Genomic DNA, 15,584 nt, shown 5'->3' on the forward strand with positions numbered 1-15,584 from the left:
GACATCGAACCGAGCGGGGTGAGGTAGATGGCGACCAAGGACACCGGCGGCGGCCAGCAGAAGGCGACGCGCTCCACCGAGGAGGTCGAGGAGCAGGCGCAGGACGCGCAGGCCTCCGAGGACCTCAAGGAGCGGCAGGAGAAGCTCTCCGACGACGTGGACTCCGTCCTGGACGAGATCGACGACGTGCTCGAAGAGAACGCGGAAGACTTCGTGCGGTCGTTCGTTCAAAAGGGCGGACAGTAGTTCACGAACGTGAACATCGGGGTGCGTCGTGGGAGGTCCGGCCGGGGTCGCGGGCTTCCCACGGCGGTCCCCCCGGGCCCCGCGGGGCTCATCGCGTAATTGGCCTGTCCTGCCCAGCCGTTCATGTGGATCATTGCCACACGCCGGGTAGGGTCCCAGGCGTACTGTGCTTCAACTGCAATTCGGCCATCGGCCTGTTGGGGGAAATCCCCGGCACCGTCCGTCGGGCTGCCGCCTACTTGGAAGGAAACTCGTGGAAGCCAACACTCGTGGCACGGGGCGTCTACCAGCTGCCTTCCTGACGCCTGGCTCCTCCTCGTTCATGGACTTCCTGTCCGAGCACTCGCCGGAGATGCTGCCCGGCAAGCGCGTCCTGCCGCCCGTGCAGGGCGCGCTCGAAGCCCCGCACGGCACGACGATCGTCGCGGCGACGTTCCCCGGCGGGGTCGTCCTGGCCGGCGACCGGCGGGCCACGATGGGCAACATGATCGCCCAGCGCGACATCGAGAAGGTCTTCCCGGCCGACGAGTACTCGGCGGTCGGCATCGCCGGCACCGCCGGTCTCGCCGTCGAGATGGTCAAGCTCTTCCAGCTGGAGCTGGAGCACTTCGAGAAGGTCGAAGGCGCCACGCTCTCCCTGGAGGGCAAGGCCAACCGGCTCTCCACCATGATCCGCGGCAATCTCGGCATGGCCATGCAGGGCCTCGCCGTGGTCCCGCTCTTCGCGGGCTACGACGTGGACCGCGACAAGGGCCGGATCTTCTCCTACGACGTCACCGGCGGCCGCTCCGAGGAGCACGGCTTCGCCGCCACCGGCTCCGGCTCCATCTTCGCCCGGGGCTCCATGAAGAAGCTCTACCGCGACGACCTGACGGAGCAGGAGACGACGACCCTCGTCATCCAGGCGCTCTACGACGCGGCCGACGACGACTCGGCGACCGGCGGCCCCGACATGGCGCGCCGGATCTTCCCGATCGTCACCGTCATCACCGAGGACGGGTTCCGCAGGCTCACCGAGGCGGAGTCCTCCGAGCTCGCCCGCTCCGTCCTGGCACGGCGGCTGGAGCAGCCCGACGGCCCCCGGGCCTCCCTCCTCTGAGGCCCGTGCAGGCCCCGAGATGACCCCGCCACTGACAGAAAGGGACGGTTAGCCGGTGTCGACCCCGTTCTATGTCTCACCCCAGCAGGCCATGGCCGACCGTGCGGAGTACGCCCGCAAGGGCATCGCCCGCGGCCGCAGCCTGGTCGTGATCCAGTACGCCGACGGCATCGTGTTCGTCGGTGAGAACCCGTCCCGCGCGCTGCACAAGTTCAGCGAGATCTACGACCGGATCGGCTTCGCGGCCGCCGGCAAGTACAACGAGTACGAGAACCTCCGCATCGGCGGCGTCCGTTACGCCGATCTGCGCGGATACACCTACGACCGCGACGACGTGACGGCCCGTGGGCTGGCCAACGTCTACGCACAGACCCTCGGCACCATCTTCTCCAGCGTCGGCGAGAAGCCCTACGAGGTGGAGCTGGTCGTCGCCGAGGTCGGCAGCACCCCCGAAGAGGACCAGATCTACCGGCTGCCGCACGACGGCTCGATCGTGGACGAGCACGGCTCGGTCGCGGTCGGCGGCAACGCCGAGCAGATCAGCACCTTCCTGGACCAGCGCCACCAGGACGGCATGTCGCTCGCCGAGGCGCTGAAGCTGGCCGTGCAGGCCCTGTCGAACCAGGCGAACGGCGCCGACCGGGAGATCCCCGCCGAGCGCCTGGAGGTCGCGGTCCTGGACCGGACGCGGCCCCAGCAGCGGAAGTTCAAGCGCATCGTCGGCCGGCAGCTCTCCCGGCTGCTCCAGGCCGATGTGGCCAAGACCGAGCCCACCGAGGCCCCGTCCGACCTGGAGGAGACGGAGGACGAGTAGTCCCCGCCGTCGCGCACGCGCCCCGGTTCCGCCTCAGGCGGGCCGGGGCGCGGCCGTTGATCCCCGCACGGCCAGGGCGACGGGCAGGTCCCCGGTCTCGGGCGCCCGGCCCTCCAGGACGGCGAGCAGCGCCGCCATGCCCCGTGCCCCGACCTGCTCGGCGGGCAGCGCCAGCGTGGTCAGCTCCGGCTCCAGGGCGGTGGCGAGGGTGAGGCCGTCGAACCCGGTGACGGACACGTCGCCGGGGATGCGAAGGCCGAGCCGGTGGGCCGCCTTGCAGGCGCCCGCGGCGAGGAAGTCGTCGTCGCACACCAACGCCGTCGGCCGGGGGCCGGGGCCGCTCAGGGCCTGCTCCGCGGCCAGTCGGCCGCAGTCCACGCCGAGCGCCGCCCGGACCGTGACCAGCCGGGCGTCCGGCACCCCGGCGAGCGCGTCCCGAAGCGCCCGGGCCCGGACGACGAACGTCCAGGAGTCCACGTCGGCCGCGACGTGCGCGAAGCGGCGGTGGCCGAGCTGGAGCAGATGCTCCGTCAGGCGCCGTACGCCGTCGGCGATGTCGAGGTTGACGTGGGCGACGGGCCCGGCCTCGTCCGGGTCGCTGTCGAGCATCACCAGCGGCAGGTCGCTGCCGCGGATCGAGGCGAGCGCGTCCGCCGCCATCGAGGAGGCGATCACGCCGTCGAGGGCGGTGCGCGCGGAGTCGAAGGGGTCCCGGGCCGGGCCGATGCCCTCGGGGGAGGGGTAGAGCACCACGCCGAAACCGTGCTCGGCAGCGACCCGGGCCGCGCCCGCGTAGACCTGGGCGAAGAACTCGCTGGTCATGGCGGGCACCACCAGGAGCGCCGTACGGGTGCGGCCGAGCCGCAGGCTGCGGGCGGCCAGGTTCGGCCGGTAGCCCAGCTCCCGCGCGGTAGAGCGGACCAGCTCCGCGGTCCGCTCGGAGACCCGCCCCCGCCACTTGTCGCCGAGGACCAGGGAGACGGTGGCCTGCGAGACACCCGCCGCGCTCGCGACGTCCCGGCTGGTGGGCCGGGCCCCGGCGGGCCGCCCGGACATCGCGGCGCGGGCCGCGCGCACCCCCGTACGGGCCGCGACCGGCGTGGATTCCGGGCTTTCCGGGCTGGTCACAGGTCCTCCAGGGCGGCTGGTCGGCGGGCGCGGGGTAGACCCGCGCACTCGCCACATGGTACGTATGACGACGGAAGTTATACGTAACACTTAGGGAGTGGGCCATGGCGGCGGGATACGCGGAGATCCTTCGGACCCGGCATGCCGCGCGGCTGCTCGCGGGCACCCTCACGGGCCGGCTGCCCAACGCCACCGCCGCGATCGCGGTCGTCTTCTTCGTCCGCTCCCAGGGCGGCAGCTACGCGCTCGCGGGCGGCCTCACCGCCGTGTACGGGGTGGCCACGGCCGTGGGCCAGCCGCTGCTCGGCCGGGCCGTCGACCTGTACGGACAGCCGCGCGTGATGCTCCCCGCCTCGGTCCTGGCCGCCCTCGGCATGGCACTGCTCGCCGTCGTCGGCATCGAACCGGCGCCCCTCGCCTACGCGGCGGTGCTGGTGGCCGGGCTCGCCACCCCGCCCCTGGAGGGCGGGCTGCGCGCCCTGTGGCCCAGCGTCCTGGGCCGCGAGGAGCAGGTGCACACCGCCTACGCCATGGACGCCATAGCCCAGGAGGTGATGTTCACGGTCGGCCCGCTGCTCGTCACCGTCTCCATCGCGCTCTGGTCGCCCGCCACCGCGCTGCTCCTGATCAACGCGCTCGGCGTGCTCGGCGCTCTGAGCGTCGTCCTGTCCGAGCCGTCCAGGGCCTGGCGTTCGGCGCCCCGCGAGGCGCACTGGCTGGGCGCCCTGCGCTCGCCCGGGCTCCTCGCCCTGCTCGGCTCGTTCTTCTTCGTCGGCCTCGCGCTCGGCGCCATCATCGTCGCCGCGTCCGCCTACGCCGACGGCCACGGCAGCGACCAGATCTACGGCTGGCTGATGGCCGCCAACGGTCTGGGCGCCCTGCTCGGCGGACTCGTCTACGGAGCCCGGCAGTGGAGCGGCGCGCCCGAGAAGCGCCTGCGGGTCCTCGTGGCCCTGCTGGCCGTCGGCTATCTGCCGCTGGCCCTCGTCCCCGGCGTCCCCGCGATGGCCGCGCTCACCGTGCTCTCCGGCCTCTTCCTCGCGCCGTCCATCGCCTGCGCGTTCATCGTCGTCGACCGGCACGCGCCGCGCGGCACGGTCACCGAGGCGTTCTCCTGGCTGGTGACGGCCTTCGGCGTCGGCACCGCGCTCGGCACGGCGGCCGCGGGTCCGGCGGTCGAACTCGGCGGAACCGGAGCCAGTTTCGCGGTCGCGGGCGGCGGCGGCCTCGCGGCCCTCGTCGTCCTTCTCGCCACCCAGCGCGTCCTGGCAGCTCCCGGGCGTCGGCCTGATGTCGCCGGAGTTGACGAAAATGATCGAAACCGTGCCGTCGAACCCGGTTTCAGCTCAGGCCATCAGGCGTAATGTTCACTCATGGACCGCCGCATTTTCGGGCTGGAGAACGAGTACGGCGTCACGTGCACGTTCAGGGGACAGCGCCGACTGTCTCCTGACGAAGTGGCGCGCTACCTCTTCCGCCGTGTTGTGTCATGGGGCCGCAGCAGCAACGTCTTTCTGCGGAACGGCGCCCGCCTCTACCTGGACGTGGGATCGCATCCGGAATACGCAACTCCCGAATGCGACAACGTGACCGAACTGGTCACCCACGACAAAGCCGGTGAGCGCATTCTCGAAGGCCTGCTCGTCGACGCCGAACGCCGCCTGCACGAGGAGGGAATCGCGGGCGACGTCTATCTCTTCAAGAACAACACCGACTCGGCGGGAAACTCCTACGGCTGCCACGAGAACTATCTCGTCGCCCGGCACGGGGAGTTCTCGCGGCTCGCGGACATCCTGATCCCCTTCCTCGTCACCCGCCAGCTGATCTGCGGCGCCGGCAAGGTGCTCCAGACCCCGCGCGGCGCGGTCTACTGCGTCAGCCAGCGCGCCGAGCACATCTGGGAGGGCGTCAGCTCCGCCACCACCCGCTCGCGTCCGATCATCAACACCCGCGACGAGCCGCACGCCGACGCCGAGCGCTACCGGCGCCTGCACGTCATCGTCGGCGACTCCAACATGTCCGAGACGACCATGCTCCTGAAGGTCGGCGCCACCGACCTCGTGCTGCGCATGATCGAGGCCGGGACGGTCATGCGCGACCTCACTCTGGAGAACCCGATCCGGGCCATCCGCGAGGTCTCCCACGACATCACGGGCCAGCGCAAGGTGCGCCTGGCCAGCGGGCGCGAGGCGTCCGCGCTCGAAGTCCAGCGCGAGTACTACGAGAAGGCCGTCGACTTCGTGGAGCGGCGCGGCATCCGCACCGGCACCGTCGACCAGGTCCTCGAACTGTGGGGCCGCACCCTGGACGCGATCGAGGCCGAGGACCTCGACCGGATCGGCACCGAGATCGACTGGGTCATGAAGTACAAGCTCATCGAGCGGTACCGGGCCAAGAACAACATGACCATGTCGCACCCGCGCGTCGCGCAGATAGACCTCGCCTACCACGACATCCACCGCCGGCGGGGCCTGTACTACCTCCTGGAGCGCAAGGGTCAGGCGGCCAGGATCTGCAACGACCTGAAGATCTTCGAGGGCAAGTCGGTGCCCCCGCAGACCACCAGGGCCCGGCTGCGCGGCGACTTCATCCGCCGCGCCCAGGAGCAGCGCCGGGACTTCACCGTCGACTGGGTGCATCTCAAGCTCAACGACCAGGCGCAGCGCACCGTGTTGTGCAAGGACCCGTTCCGGTCGGTGGACGACCGGGTGGAGAAGCTGATCGCCGGTATGTGAGACGCCGGGAGCGGTTGCGACCGGGGGCCCCGCGCGCTGTGGCGCACGGGGCCCCCGGGCATGCCGGACCCTTGTGGGACGGGGGCGGGGCCGTAGAGTGGCCGCTCCGACCGTTCCAGCTACCCCGAGGACCACTGTGCGACGCCGACTTGCTGCCGCGCTCATCGTGCCGGCCCTGATGCTCACCGCGGCCTGCGGAGGAGGTGACGACGCAGCGAAGAAGAAGGACGCGTCCGCTTCGCCCACCGACTCGGCGTCGCAGCCAGCCGCCCCCAAGCCGGTGTCCGACGCCTCGCCGATGCCCACCGTCGCGGGCGACGCGGGCAAGAAGCCCACGATCACCATCCCCAAGGGCGACCCGAGCGGAAAGTTCGTCGTCAAGACCCTGACGGCGGGCACCGGCCAGGAGGTCAAGAAGGACGACCTCGCCGTCACGAAGTACACCGGGAAGATCTGGAAGAGCGGCAAGGACCTCGCCGGTTCGTACGACCAGGGCGGTGTGCCGCAGGTCATCCCGGCAGGCTCGCAGACCTACATCCCGGCGTTCAGCGAGGCGGTGCTCGGCCAGAAGGTCGGCGCCCGCGTGCTGGTCGTGGCCCCGCCGGCCGCCGCCTTCGGCGCCGCGGGCAAGCAGGAGCTCGGCGTCTCTGGCACCGACAACCTGGTCTTCGTGCTCGACATCGACAGTGTGATGCCGAAGAAGGTCGAGGGCACGCAGTCGGCCATCCCGTCCGACCTGCCGCAGATCAAGGCGGACAAGGACGAGGCCGCCACGATCAGCGTCCCCAAGAACGACCCGCCGAAGAAGCTCGTCGACCAGGTCCTCATCGAGGGCAAGGGCGCCGAGGTCAAGAGCGGCCAGACCGTCTACATGCAGTACAGCGGCGCCACCTGGAAGCCCAACGAGGGCGCGGCGCAGGCGAAGCTTTTCGACACGTCCTGGAAGACCGGCGCCCCGTTCTCGACCGTGATCGGCCAGGGCCAGGTCATCGAGGGCTGGGACAAGGGCCTGGTCGGCAAGAAGGTCGGCAGCCGTGTCCTGCTGGTCATCCCGCCGGAGCAGGGCTACAAGGACAAGGCCCAGGGCGCGGACATTCCCGCGAACTCGACGCTGGTCTTCGTCGTGGACATCGTCGGAGCAATGTAAGACTGTTCCGGTTGCCCATAGCGATTAGTAGGAGCATTACGTGAGCATCGACAAGCCCGAGATCGACTTCCCCGAGGGTCAGCCGCCGGCGGACCTGGAGATCAAGGAGATCTGGGAGGGCGACGGCGCCGTCGCCAAGGCCGGCGACATGGTCAAGGTCCACTACGTGGGCGTGGCCTTCTCCACCGGCGAGGAGTTCGACGCCTCCTGGAACCGCGGCACCCCGCTGCAGTTCAAGCTCGGTGCCGGCCAGGTCATCTCCGGCTGGGACCAGGGCATCCAGGGCATGAAGGTCGGCGGCCGCCGTCGGCTGACCATCCCGGCCCACCTCGCCTACGGCGACCGCGGCGCCGGCAACGCCATCGCCCCGGGCGAGACGCTGATCTTCGTCTGCGACCTGGTCGCCGTCTGAGACGCACCTCGATCAGTCCTGAGCGATCGGACCTGATCAGAGCGAGGGCCCATGCCAGTCGGCATGGGCCCTCGGCTTTTGCCCGGGGAGCCCGGAGCGGTACGGTCAACGGTCGTAGCGCACAACGAGAGAGGGCGTAGGGCATCGATGGCGATTGCCAAGGCCGAGCGGCTGATGAACCTGGCGCTGTGTCTGCTCGGGACACGGCGCGCACTCAGCAAGCGGGAGCTGCGCGAGTCCATCGAGGCCTATCTCGAGGCGGGGTCCGACGACTCCTTCAACCGGATGTTCGAGCGGGACAAGGACGATCTGCGGGAGCTCGGCCTGGTCATCGAGACCGTCGAGAACCTCGACGGTGAGACCGGCTACCTCGCCCGCCGCGACAGCAACCGCCTGCCGCCGGTCCAGCTCGACGCCGAGGAGGCCGCCGCCCTCGGGCTCGCCGCCCGTGTCTGGCAGCAGGCCCGGCTCGCGGGCGCGGCCAGCGGGGCCCTCCAGAAGCTGCGCGCCGCGGGCATGCCGGAAGCCGACAATCCGTATGAGCACAGCGCGATCGAACCGCGCATCCCGGTGCACGAGGCGGCCTTCGAGCCGTTGATGCTGGCCTGCCGCGACCGGCGCCCGGTCGTCTTCGACTACCGCAAGGTCACCGCCGTACGCCCCGAGACCCGGCACGTCGAGCCCTGGGGCCTGGAGTGCTGGCGCGGCCACTGGTACCTGGCCGGCTGGGACCGCGACCGGGGTGCCGAGCGGGTGTTCCGGCTCAGCCGCATCTGTGGCCGGGTCCGCTCCCGCGCGGGCGCCTTCACCGCGCCGGTGCCCGACGTCGTCACCGTGCGCGAGACCGTCGAGACCTGGGCGGGGGAGACCGCGACCCGCTCGGCCAGGATCCGGCTGCGCGCCGGGGCCGGCTACCCGCTGCGCTCGCGGGCCACCTCGACGAGGGAACTCGGCGACGGTTGGGACGAGTTGGAGATTCCGTACGGGCACGGGTTGGACGCCCACCTCGTGGAGTTCGGCCCGGACGTGGTCGTGCTGGAGCCCGCCGATCTGCGGGCCGACGTGATGGACCGGCTGCGCGCCGTGGCCAAGGGCTGAGGGGGACCGAACGACCATGGCTGCGAACGCCATCGACCAGACGCGGCGGATGCTTTCGCTGGTGACCTATCTGCGCGAGCGCCCCGGCGCCCACGTCGCGGATGTCGCCCGCGCCTTCGGCATCACCGAGGACGAACTCATCTCCGACCTGGACGTGCTGCCCATGTGCGGCACGAGCTTCCGCGGCGGCGACCTCCTGGACATCGACACCGACGGCGACCGCATCTGGTGGCACAACCCCGACGACGTCGCGGCGCCGCTCCGCCTCGCCGCCGACGAGGCGACCGCGCTGCTCGTCGCAGCCCGCGCCGTCTCCACGCTGCCCGGCCTGCGCGAGGGCGACCGGCAGGCGCTGCTGCGCGCCACCGCCAAGCTGGAGGCGGCGGCCGGCGAGGCCGCCGGCGCCAGCTCCCGCCTCTCCGTCACCTTCGAGTCCGAGGGCGGTGTCTTCGCCGAGGTCGACCGCGCGATCTCCGAGCGCCGCCGGCTGTGGGTGAAGTACTACTCGCCCGCGCGCGACGAGCTCACCGAGCGCGAGGTCGACCCGATCCGGCTCTTCGCGGTCGGCCACACCTATATGGAGGCGTGGTGCCGCCTCTCCGAGGCCCGGCGCACCTTCCGCCTCGACCGGGTCGCCGAGATCCGCCTGCTCGACGAGGTCTCCGCCCCGCCCGAGCTCGAACTGCGCGACCTGTCCGAAGGGCTCGTCCAGCCGTCCGCCGAGGACCCCGAGGTCGTCGTCGAGGTCGGCCCCGGCGGGCGCTGGGTCGCCGAGTACTACCCGCACGACAGCGCCGAGGAGCTCCCCGACGGCGGGCTGCGGATCACGCTGCGCACCCCCGACCCGGCCTCGCTGCGGCGCCTGGCGCTGCGCCTGGGCCAGGACGGCCGGATCGTGTCGCCGGACGACCTCGCCGACAGCGCCCGGCGCGCCGCCCGCGAGGCGCTGGCCGGCTACGAGGAACCGCCCGCGCTCGACCACCAGAGCTGAGGAGAATTGCGGAACATGTCGGTATTGCCCGGTATTTCCCGTCCGATGATCCCGGTCCTCTTCAAGGCGGCCTGCCCGGAGTGCCGCGCCCGCTTCGAACTCGGCGCACCCGCGCTCCGGCTGGCCATCGGCGCCAGCCGCCGCACCACGTTCTACTCCTTCACCTGCCCCGAGTGCGGCTCGGCCGTCCGCAAGCCCGCCGGGGAGCGCATCATCGAGCTCCTCACCGGCGGCGGCGTCCGTACGCTGCGCCTCCACTCCACCGTCTAGGGTCCGCATCCATGTTCTGGCCGATGACCGCCATCGCCCTCGGGTTCCTCGGGATCGCCGTGCTCGGCGTCCTCGCCATCAAGGTCTTCGTCGAGGCGCAGCGGCTCGGCCGCCAAGTGGCCGACACCACACGGAAGATCAACCGCGCCGCCGAGGACCTGGAACGCGCCGCGGTCGACCTCGCGGGCGCCGGGGAAACGCTGAGATGACCGGTGCGCTCTGATGTCGCCCGTTTCGGGACGGTACGCTGCACAACGCGGGCCAGGTAGCGAGGCCCGGTCCGCAAACGGGAGTACGCACGGGGATTGCCCAGCGTTCACCCCCGCGCGTTACGATCGCTGCACGTAAGGCGGTCGGACACCAGTCCGCTGCCCTCCAGCAGCCCCCTATCCTGCAGCCTCGGTGAGAAGGTAAACGCTTATGTTCGGAAGGCTCGGCGCCCCCGAGATCATTCTCATCCTCATCGTCGTCGTCCTGCTGTTCGGCGCGAAGAAGCTCCCGGACATGGCGCGGTCGCTCGGCAAGTCGGCCCGCATCCTCAAGAGCGAGGCCAAGGCCATGAAGTCGGAGGGCCAGCAGCCCGCCCCGGCCGAACCGGCCACCCCGGGCGAGCAGCCCCCGGCCCAGCGCACGATCCAGTCCGCGCCCGGCGACGTGAGCAGCGCCCGCCCGGTGAACGAGCCGACGGACACCACGCAGCGCTGACACCGGGCCGAAGCAGGCGCTGTTCACCTCTGTGACCAAAGTGACCTGCCGCACGAGATGAGGACGTGGGTTGCTCAAGTCTGCCCGCAAACAACAGAGGGACCCCGAGGGCCGGATGCCGCTCTCGGACCACCTTCGCGAGCTGCGCAACCGGCTCGCGAAGTCGGTGTTGGCGATCCTGGTCTGCGCCATCGTGGCGGCGTTCTACTACAAGGACATCGCCGAACTGATCACGCGGCCGATCAAGGAAGCCGTCAACTGCACGGTGCCGTTCACCGAGCTCACCAAGAAGGACGGTGGCTCGGAGGTCTGCGGCAACATCACCATGTCCGGCCTCATGGGGCCGTTCACGCTGATGATCAAGGTGTCGATGGTGGCGGGCGTCGTCGCGGCCAGCCCCGTCTGGCTCTACCAGCTGTGGGCGTTCGTCTCGCCGGGCCTGCACAAGCACGAGAAGCGCTACTCGCTGAGCTTCGTCGCGGCGGGCTTCCCCCTGTTCGTGGCGGGCGGCTGGTTCTCGTACAACGTACTGCCGGCGGCGGCCCGGGTGCTCCTGGACTTCACCCCCGCGGGGGTGGCCAACCTCCTGCCGCTGAACGAACTCATCGACCTCGTCACCCGCATGATCATCGTCTTCGGCCTCTCCTTCGAGCTGCCGCTGTTCCTCGTCATGCTCAACTTCAGCGGCATTCTCACCGGCCGCCGGATGCTGGGCTGGTGGCGCGGGATGATCATGGGTGTCACCATCTTCGCGGCCTTCGCGACGCCGACCGTCGACCCCGTGTCGATGCTCTCGCTCGCCGCCCCGATCGTGGCCCTCTACTTCGTCGCGGTCGGCATCGCCCTGATGAACGACAAGCGCCGCAAGCAGCGCGCCGAAGCCGGGCCCGCCGACGACGAGGCCTCCGAACTCGACCTCACCCCCGAGGACGTCGGCGCGATCGAACCCGTGAGCGCGTCGCCCGGTCTGCCCGAGCAGTCCGACGGCGGACGCTCCAGCAAGCTCAACGGGTACGACGACATCACCTGACCTTGACGTGATCGCCGGAGCTTGTAGGGTCCGGCGGGTGACCAGCGAGATCACCCTCTTCGTCAATCCCACCGCGGGACGCGGCCGGGGCGCGCACGCCGCGCAGCCGGCCGCTTCCGCGTTGCGGGCCGCCGGGTACTCCGTACGCACCGTCCTCGGCGAGAACGCCGACGACGCGCTGCGCCGCGCCCGCGAGGCCGTCGAGGGCGGCACCGGGGCGCTCGTCACCGTCGGCGGCGACGGCATGGTCAACCTCGCCCTTCAGGCCGTCGCCGGGACCGGGACCCCGCTCGGCGTCGTCGCCGCGGGCACCGGCAACGACTTCGCCCGCGCCCTCGGCCTGCCGATACGCGACCCGGCCCGCGCCGGACAGTTCGCCGCGGACGCCCTCAAGGGCGCACACCTCAGGGACGTCGACCTGGGCCGGGTCGGCGACCGCTGGTTCGCCACCGTCCTCGCCTCCGGCTTCGACTCCAAGGTCAACGACCGCGGGAACCGCATGCGTTGGCCCGGCGGCCGCTTCAAGTACGACCTCGCGATGCTCGCCGAACTCGCCGCCTTCACGCCCACCCCGTACAAGATCACCCTCGACGACGGCGAGACCCACGAGATCGAGGCGACCCTCGTCGCGGTCGGCAACACCTCCTCCTACGGAGGCGGCATGCGCATCTGCGCCGACGCCGACCCCGCCGACGGCCTCTTCGACGTCACCGTCGTCGGCGCCTGCTCCCGCGCGACCCTCGTCAAGGTCTTCCCGAAGGTCTACCGCGGCACCCATCTCGACCACCCCGCGGTGACCACGCACCGTGTCGCCTCGATCACGCTCGCCGCGCACGGCATCACCGGGTACGCCGACGGGGAACCGCTCGGTCCGCTCCCGCTCACCGCCGCGTGTGTGCCCGCCGCCGTGCGGGTATTGGCACCCGTACCGGCGCCCGGCCGGAAGGCCGTCAGTCCCGGCCTCCAATAAAGATCGCGACCTCTGTCAGAGGCGGCGGGTAGGCTCGAAGACAAGATGACAGAGGACCTCTCACCAGCCGAAGCGTACGCAGCTGCCCGGCTCCGCGCCGTCGAGCAGGCCACCGCGCTCGCACCCTTCCGCGACCTGTACGACTTCGATCTCGACCCCTTCCAGATCGAAGCCTGCCAGGCCCTCGAAGCCGGAAAGGGCGTGCTCGTCGCGGCCCCCACCGGCTCCGGAAAGACCATCGTCGGCGAGTTCGCCGTGCACCTTGCCCTGGCCCAGGGCCGCAAATGCTTCTACACCACGCCCATCAAGGCGCTGTCCAACCAGAAGTACGCCGACCTCGCACGACGCTACGGCGCCGACAAGGTGGGCCTGCTGACCGGCGACAACAGCGTCAACGCCGACGCACCCGTGGTCGTCATGACCACCGAAGTGCTCCGCAACATGCTGTACGCGGGCTCCCAGGCGCTCCTCGGCCTCGGATACGTGGTGATGGACGAGGTGCACTACCTCTCCGACCGCTTCCGCGGCGCCGTATGGGAAGAGGTGATCATCCACCTCCCGGAGTCCGTGACCCTGGTCTCGCTGTCGGCGACCGTCTCCAACGCGGAGGAGTTCGGCGACTGGCTGGACACCGTCCGCGGCGACACCGAAGTGATCGTCTCCGAGCACCGCCCCGTGCCGCTGTGGCAGCACGTCATGGCCGGACGCAAGATGTACGACCTCTTCGAGGAGGAGTCCGACCACGGCGGCCGCGGCGTCGCCCGGCGCGAGGTCAACCCCGACCTGCTGCGCATGGCGCGGATGGAGAACCAGAAGACGTACAACCCGCGCGACCGGCGCCGCGGCAAGATGGTGCGCGAGGCCGACCGCGAGCGCGAGCGCCGCTCACGCTCCAGGATCTGGACGCCCGGCCGCCCCGAAGTCATCGAACGGCTCGACGCCGAAGGCCTGTTGCCGGCCATCACCTTCATCTTCAGCCGCGCCGCCTGCGAAGCGGCCGTCCAGCAGTGCATGTACGCGGGCCTCAGGCTCAACGACGAGGAAGCGCGCCAGCAGGTCCGCGAGATCGTCGAGGAACGCACCGCCTCCATCCCCGGCGAGGACCTGCACGTCCTCGGCTACTACGAGTGGCTCGAAGGCCTGGAGCGCGGCATCGCCGCCCACCACGCGGGCATGCTGCCCACCTTCAAGGAGGTCGTCGAAGAGCTCTTCGTGCGGGGCCTCGTGAAGGCCGTCTTCGCCACCGAGACCCTGGCCCTCGGCATCAACATGCCCGCGCGGTCGGTGGTGCTGGAGAAGCTCGTCAAGTGGAACGGCGAGCAGCACGCCGACATCACCCCCGGCGAGTACACCCAGCTCACCGGGCGGGCCGGGCGCCGCGGCATCGACGTCGAGGGGCACGCCGTCGTCCTGTGGCAGCGCGGCATGGACCCGGGCGCGCTCGCCGGCCTGGCAGGCACCCGCACCTACCCGCTGCGCTCCAGCTTCAAGCCGTCGTACAACATGGCCGTCAACCTGGTCCAGCAGTTCGGCAGGCACCGCTCGCGCGAGCTCCTCGAAACCTCCTTCGCGCAGTTCCAGGCCGACAAGTCCGTCGTCGGCATCTCGCGGCAGGTCCAGCGCAACGAGGAGGGCCTGGAAGGCTACCGGGAGGGCATGCACTGCCACCTCGGGGACTTCGAGGAGTACGCGCGGATGCGGCGCGACCTCAAGGACCGCGAGACCGAGCTCGCCAAGCACGGCGCGGCCCAGCGCCGGGCGGCCGCCGCGGCCTCCCTGGAGAAGCTCAAGCCGGGCGACATCATCCACGTGCCGACCGGGAAGTTCGCGGGCCTCGCCCTCGTGCTCGACCCCGGAATCCCCGCGGGCCGCACCAACGGCCACCGCGGCTTCGAGCAGCACGACGGGCCCCGCCCGCTCGTGCTGACCGCCGAACGACAGGTCAAGCGGCTCGCCTCCATCGACTTCCCCGTGCCGGTGGAAGCCCTGGAGCGGATGCGCGTCCCGAAGTCGTTCAACGCGCGCTCGCCCCAGTCCCGCCGCGACCTGGCGTCCGCGCTGCGCACCAAGGCCGGGCACATCGTTCCCGAGCGGCACCGCAAGGCCCGCTCCGAAGCGGCCGACGACCGCGAGATCACCCGGCTGCGCGCCGCCCTGCGCGCCCACCCCTGCCACGGCTGCGACGAGCGCGAGGACCACGCCCGCTGGGCCGAGCGCTACTACCGCCTCCAGCGCGACACCAAGCAGCTGGAGCGGCGCATCGAGGGGCGCACCAACACCATCGCGCGCACCTTCGACCGCATCGTGGCCCTGCTCACCGAGCTCGACTACCTGCGCGACGACGAGGTCACCGAACACGGCAAGCGCCTGGCCCGCCTGTACGGCGAGCTCGACCTGCTGGCCAGCGAATGCCTGCGCGCGGGCGTCTGGGAAGGTCTGAACCCGGCCGAACTCGCCGCCTGCGTATCGGCGTTGGTGTACGAGGCGCGCCAGTCCGACGACGCCGTCGCGCCCAAGACGCCCTCCGGCAAGGCCAAGGCCGCGCTCGGCGAGATGGTACGGATCTGGGGCCGCCTCGACGCCCTGGAGGAGGACCACAAGATCAACCAGGCGGAGGGCGTGGGCCAGCGCGAGCCCGACCTCGGCTTCGCCTGGGCCGCCCACCAGTGGGCCTCCGACAAGGGCCTGGACGAGGTGCTGCGCGAGGCCGACATGCCCGCCGGTGACTTCGTCCGCTGGTGCAAGCAGGTCATCGACGTCCTCGGCCAGATCGCGGCGGCCGCGCCGCGCGAGAACAACACGGTCGCCAAGAACGCCCGCAAGGCGGTCGACGCGCTGCTGCGGGGTGTGGTGGCGTACAGCTCGGTCGGCTGACCGATCCGGACCGTACGGCCCGCTGCGAGGCCCGTACGGTCCCGCGCGCAGTTGGGAGCGGCCCC

The 15,584-nt window shown here is 70.9% G+C and carries 16 protein-coding genes and 1 pseudogene; 16 read left to right on the forward strand and 1 reads right to left on the reverse strand.

Annotated features, from left to right (window positions below):
- Positions 1-27 precede the first annotated feature (27 nt).
- From AC07F3_RS23575 to prcA, 4 genes and pseudogenes are all read left to right on the forward strand, one after another.
- Positions 28-246 carry a ubiquitin-like protein Pup gene (locus tag AC07F3_RS23575; RefSeq protein ID WP_016325855.1) on the forward strand — a complete coding sequence of 73 codons (219 nt, stop codon included), beginning with the start codon at positions 28-30 and terminating at the stop codon, positions 244-246.
- A 95-nt stretch (positions 247-341) separates the two neighbouring features.
- Positions 342-548 (forward strand): annotated as a pseudogene (locus tag AC07F3_RS23580) (endonuclease domain-containing protein); the annotation flags it as partial.
- Entirely contained in the window at positions 500-1,345 is an 846-nt protein-coding gene (gene prcB / locus AC07F3_RS23585; protein ID WP_114037917.1) for a proteasome subunit beta, read from the forward strand. The pseudogene AC07F3_RS23580 and the gene prcB, both read left to right, overlap by 49 nt.
- Positions 1,346-1,400: 55 nt before the next feature.
- The gene (gene prcA / locus AC07F3_RS23590; RefSeq protein WP_189962087.1) at positions 1,401-2,159 is read left to right on the forward strand and encodes a proteasome subunit alpha; all 759 of its coding nucleotides are present in this window, start codon (positions 1,401-1,403) and stop codon (positions 2,157-2,159) included.
- A gap of 33 nt (positions 2,160-2,192) precedes the next feature.
- On the opposite strand, the gene AC07F3_RS23595 is transcribed toward prcA, so the two are convergent.
- On the reverse strand, positions 2,193-3,215 hold the full coding sequence (locus tag AC07F3_RS23595) for a LacI family DNA-binding transcriptional regulator (protein ID WP_479116649.1): 1,023 nt from the start codon (positions 3,213-3,215) through the stop codon (positions 2,193-2,195).
- A 176-nt stretch (positions 3,216-3,391) separates the two neighbouring features.
- Between AC07F3_RS23595 and AC07F3_RS23600 the strand changes: the two genes are divergently transcribed.
- From AC07F3_RS23600 to AC07F3_RS23655, 12 genes are all read left to right on the forward strand, one after another.
- Positions 3,392-4,651: an MFS transporter gene (locus AC07F3_RS23600; RefSeq protein WP_479116441.1), complete on the forward strand. Its 1,260-nt coding sequence runs from the start codon at positions 3,392-3,394 to the stop codon at positions 4,649-4,651.
- A 9-nt stretch (positions 4,652-4,660) separates the two neighbouring features.
- Entirely contained in the window at positions 4,661-6,022 is a 1,362-nt protein-coding gene (gene pafA, locus AC07F3_RS23605) for a Pup--protein ligase (protein ID WP_053723508.1), read from the forward strand.
- Positions 6,023-6,158: 136 nt separating this feature from the next.
- On the forward strand, positions 6,159-7,169 hold the full coding sequence (locus AC07F3_RS23610) for an FKBP-type peptidyl-prolyl cis-trans isomerase (RefSeq protein ID WP_479116442.1): 1,011 nt from the start codon (positions 6,159-6,161) through the stop codon (positions 7,167-7,169).
- A 40-nt stretch (positions 7,170-7,209) separates the two neighbouring features.
- Positions 7,210-7,581, forward strand: a complete 372-nt coding sequence (locus tag AC07F3_RS23615) for an FKBP-type peptidyl-prolyl cis-trans isomerase (RefSeq protein ID WP_479116443.1) — start codon at positions 7,210-7,212, stop codon at positions 7,579-7,581.
- A gap of 147 nt (positions 7,582-7,728) precedes the next feature.
- Entirely contained in the window at positions 7,729-8,679 is a 951-nt protein-coding gene (locus AC07F3_RS23620) for a helix-turn-helix transcriptional regulator (RefSeq protein WP_114037922.1), read from the forward strand.
- A 16-nt stretch (positions 8,680-8,695) separates the two neighbouring features.
- Positions 8,696-9,670 carry a helix-turn-helix transcriptional regulator gene (locus tag AC07F3_RS23625; RefSeq protein WP_479116444.1) on the forward strand — a complete coding sequence of 325 codons (975 nt, stop codon included), beginning with the start codon at positions 8,696-8,698 and terminating at the stop codon, positions 9,668-9,670.
- A gap of 15 nt (positions 9,671-9,685) precedes the next feature.
- Positions 9,686-9,940 (forward strand): hypothetical protein, encoded by a 255-nt coding sequence (locus AC07F3_RS23630; RefSeq protein WP_479116445.1) that lies wholly within the window; start codon positions 9,686-9,688, stop codon positions 9,938-9,940.
- Positions 9,941-9,951: 11 nt separating this feature from the next.
- Complete coding sequence (locus AC07F3_RS23635; protein ID WP_114037925.1) at positions 9,952-10,149, forward strand: hypothetical protein; 198 nt, start codon at positions 9,952-9,954, stop codon at positions 10,147-10,149.
- Between the two features lie 211 nt (positions 10,150-10,360).
- The gene (gene tatA, locus AC07F3_RS23640) at positions 10,361-10,645 is read left to right on the forward strand and encodes a Sec-independent protein translocase subunit TatA (RefSeq protein ID WP_114037926.1); all 285 of its coding nucleotides are present in this window, start codon (positions 10,361-10,363) and stop codon (positions 10,643-10,645) included.
- A gap of 70 nt (positions 10,646-10,715) precedes the next feature.
- Positions 10,716-11,675 carry a twin-arginine translocase subunit TatC gene (gene tatC, locus AC07F3_RS23645; RefSeq protein WP_479116446.1) on the forward strand — a complete coding sequence of 320 codons (960 nt, stop codon included), beginning with the start codon at positions 10,716-10,718 and terminating at the stop codon, positions 11,673-11,675.
- A 37-nt stretch (positions 11,676-11,712) separates the two neighbouring features.
- The gene (locus AC07F3_RS23650) at positions 11,713-12,645 is read left to right on the forward strand and encodes a diacylglycerol kinase (protein WP_479116447.1); all 933 of its coding nucleotides are present in this window, start codon (positions 11,713-11,715) and stop codon (positions 12,643-12,645) included.
- 45 nt (positions 12,646-12,690) lie between these two features.
- Complete coding sequence (locus tag AC07F3_RS23655; RefSeq protein ID WP_479116448.1) at positions 12,691-15,519, forward strand: DEAD/DEAH box helicase; 2,829 nt, start codon at positions 12,691-12,693, stop codon at positions 15,517-15,519.
- Positions 15,520-15,584 lie beyond the last annotated feature (65 nt).

This window comes from Streptomyces sp. NPDC045846, from assembly GCF_056431605.1.

What these genes read in the sequence shown, in the direction of transcription:
- AC07F3_RS23625 (WP_479116444.1), top strand. Translation starts at nt 8,696, where the DNA reads ATGGCTGCGAACGCCATCGACCAGACGCGGCGGATGCTTTCGCTGGTG.
- AC07F3_RS23635 (WP_114037925.1), top strand. Translation starts at nt 9,952, where the DNA reads ATGTTCTGGCCGATGACCGCCATCGCCCTCGGGTTCCTCGGGATCGCC.
- AC07F3_RS23575 (WP_016325855.1), top strand. Translation starts at nt 28, where the DNA reads ATGGCGACCAAGGACACCGGCGGCGGCCAGCAGAAGGCGACGCGCTCC.
- tatA (WP_114037926.1), top strand. Translation starts at nt 10,361, where the DNA reads ATGTTCGGAAGGCTCGGCGCCCCCGAGATCATTCTCATCCTCATCGTC.
- AC07F3_RS23630 (WP_479116445.1), top strand. Translation starts at nt 9,686, where the DNA reads ATGTCGGTATTGCCCGGTATTTCCCGTCCGATGATCCCGGTCCTCTTC.
- pafA (WP_053723508.1), top strand. Translation starts at nt 4,661, where the DNA reads ATGGACCGCCGCATTTTCGGGCTGGAGAACGAGTACGGCGTCACGTGC.
- AC07F3_RS23595 (WP_479116649.1), bottom strand. Translation starts at nt 3,215, where the DNA reads ATGTCCGGGCGGCCCGCCGGGGCCCGGCCCACCAGCCGGGACGTCGCG.
- AC07F3_RS23620 (WP_114037922.1), top strand. Translation starts at nt 7,729, where the DNA reads ATGGCGATTGCCAAGGCCGAGCGGCTGATGAACCTGGCGCTGTGTCTG.
- AC07F3_RS23655 (WP_479116448.1), top strand. Translation starts at nt 12,691, where the DNA reads ATGACAGAGGACCTCTCACCAGCCGAAGCGTACGCAGCTGCCCGGCTC.
- AC07F3_RS23600 (WP_479116441.1), top strand. Translation starts at nt 3,392, where the DNA reads ATGGCGGCGGGATACGCGGAGATCCTTCGGACCCGGCATGCCGCGCGG.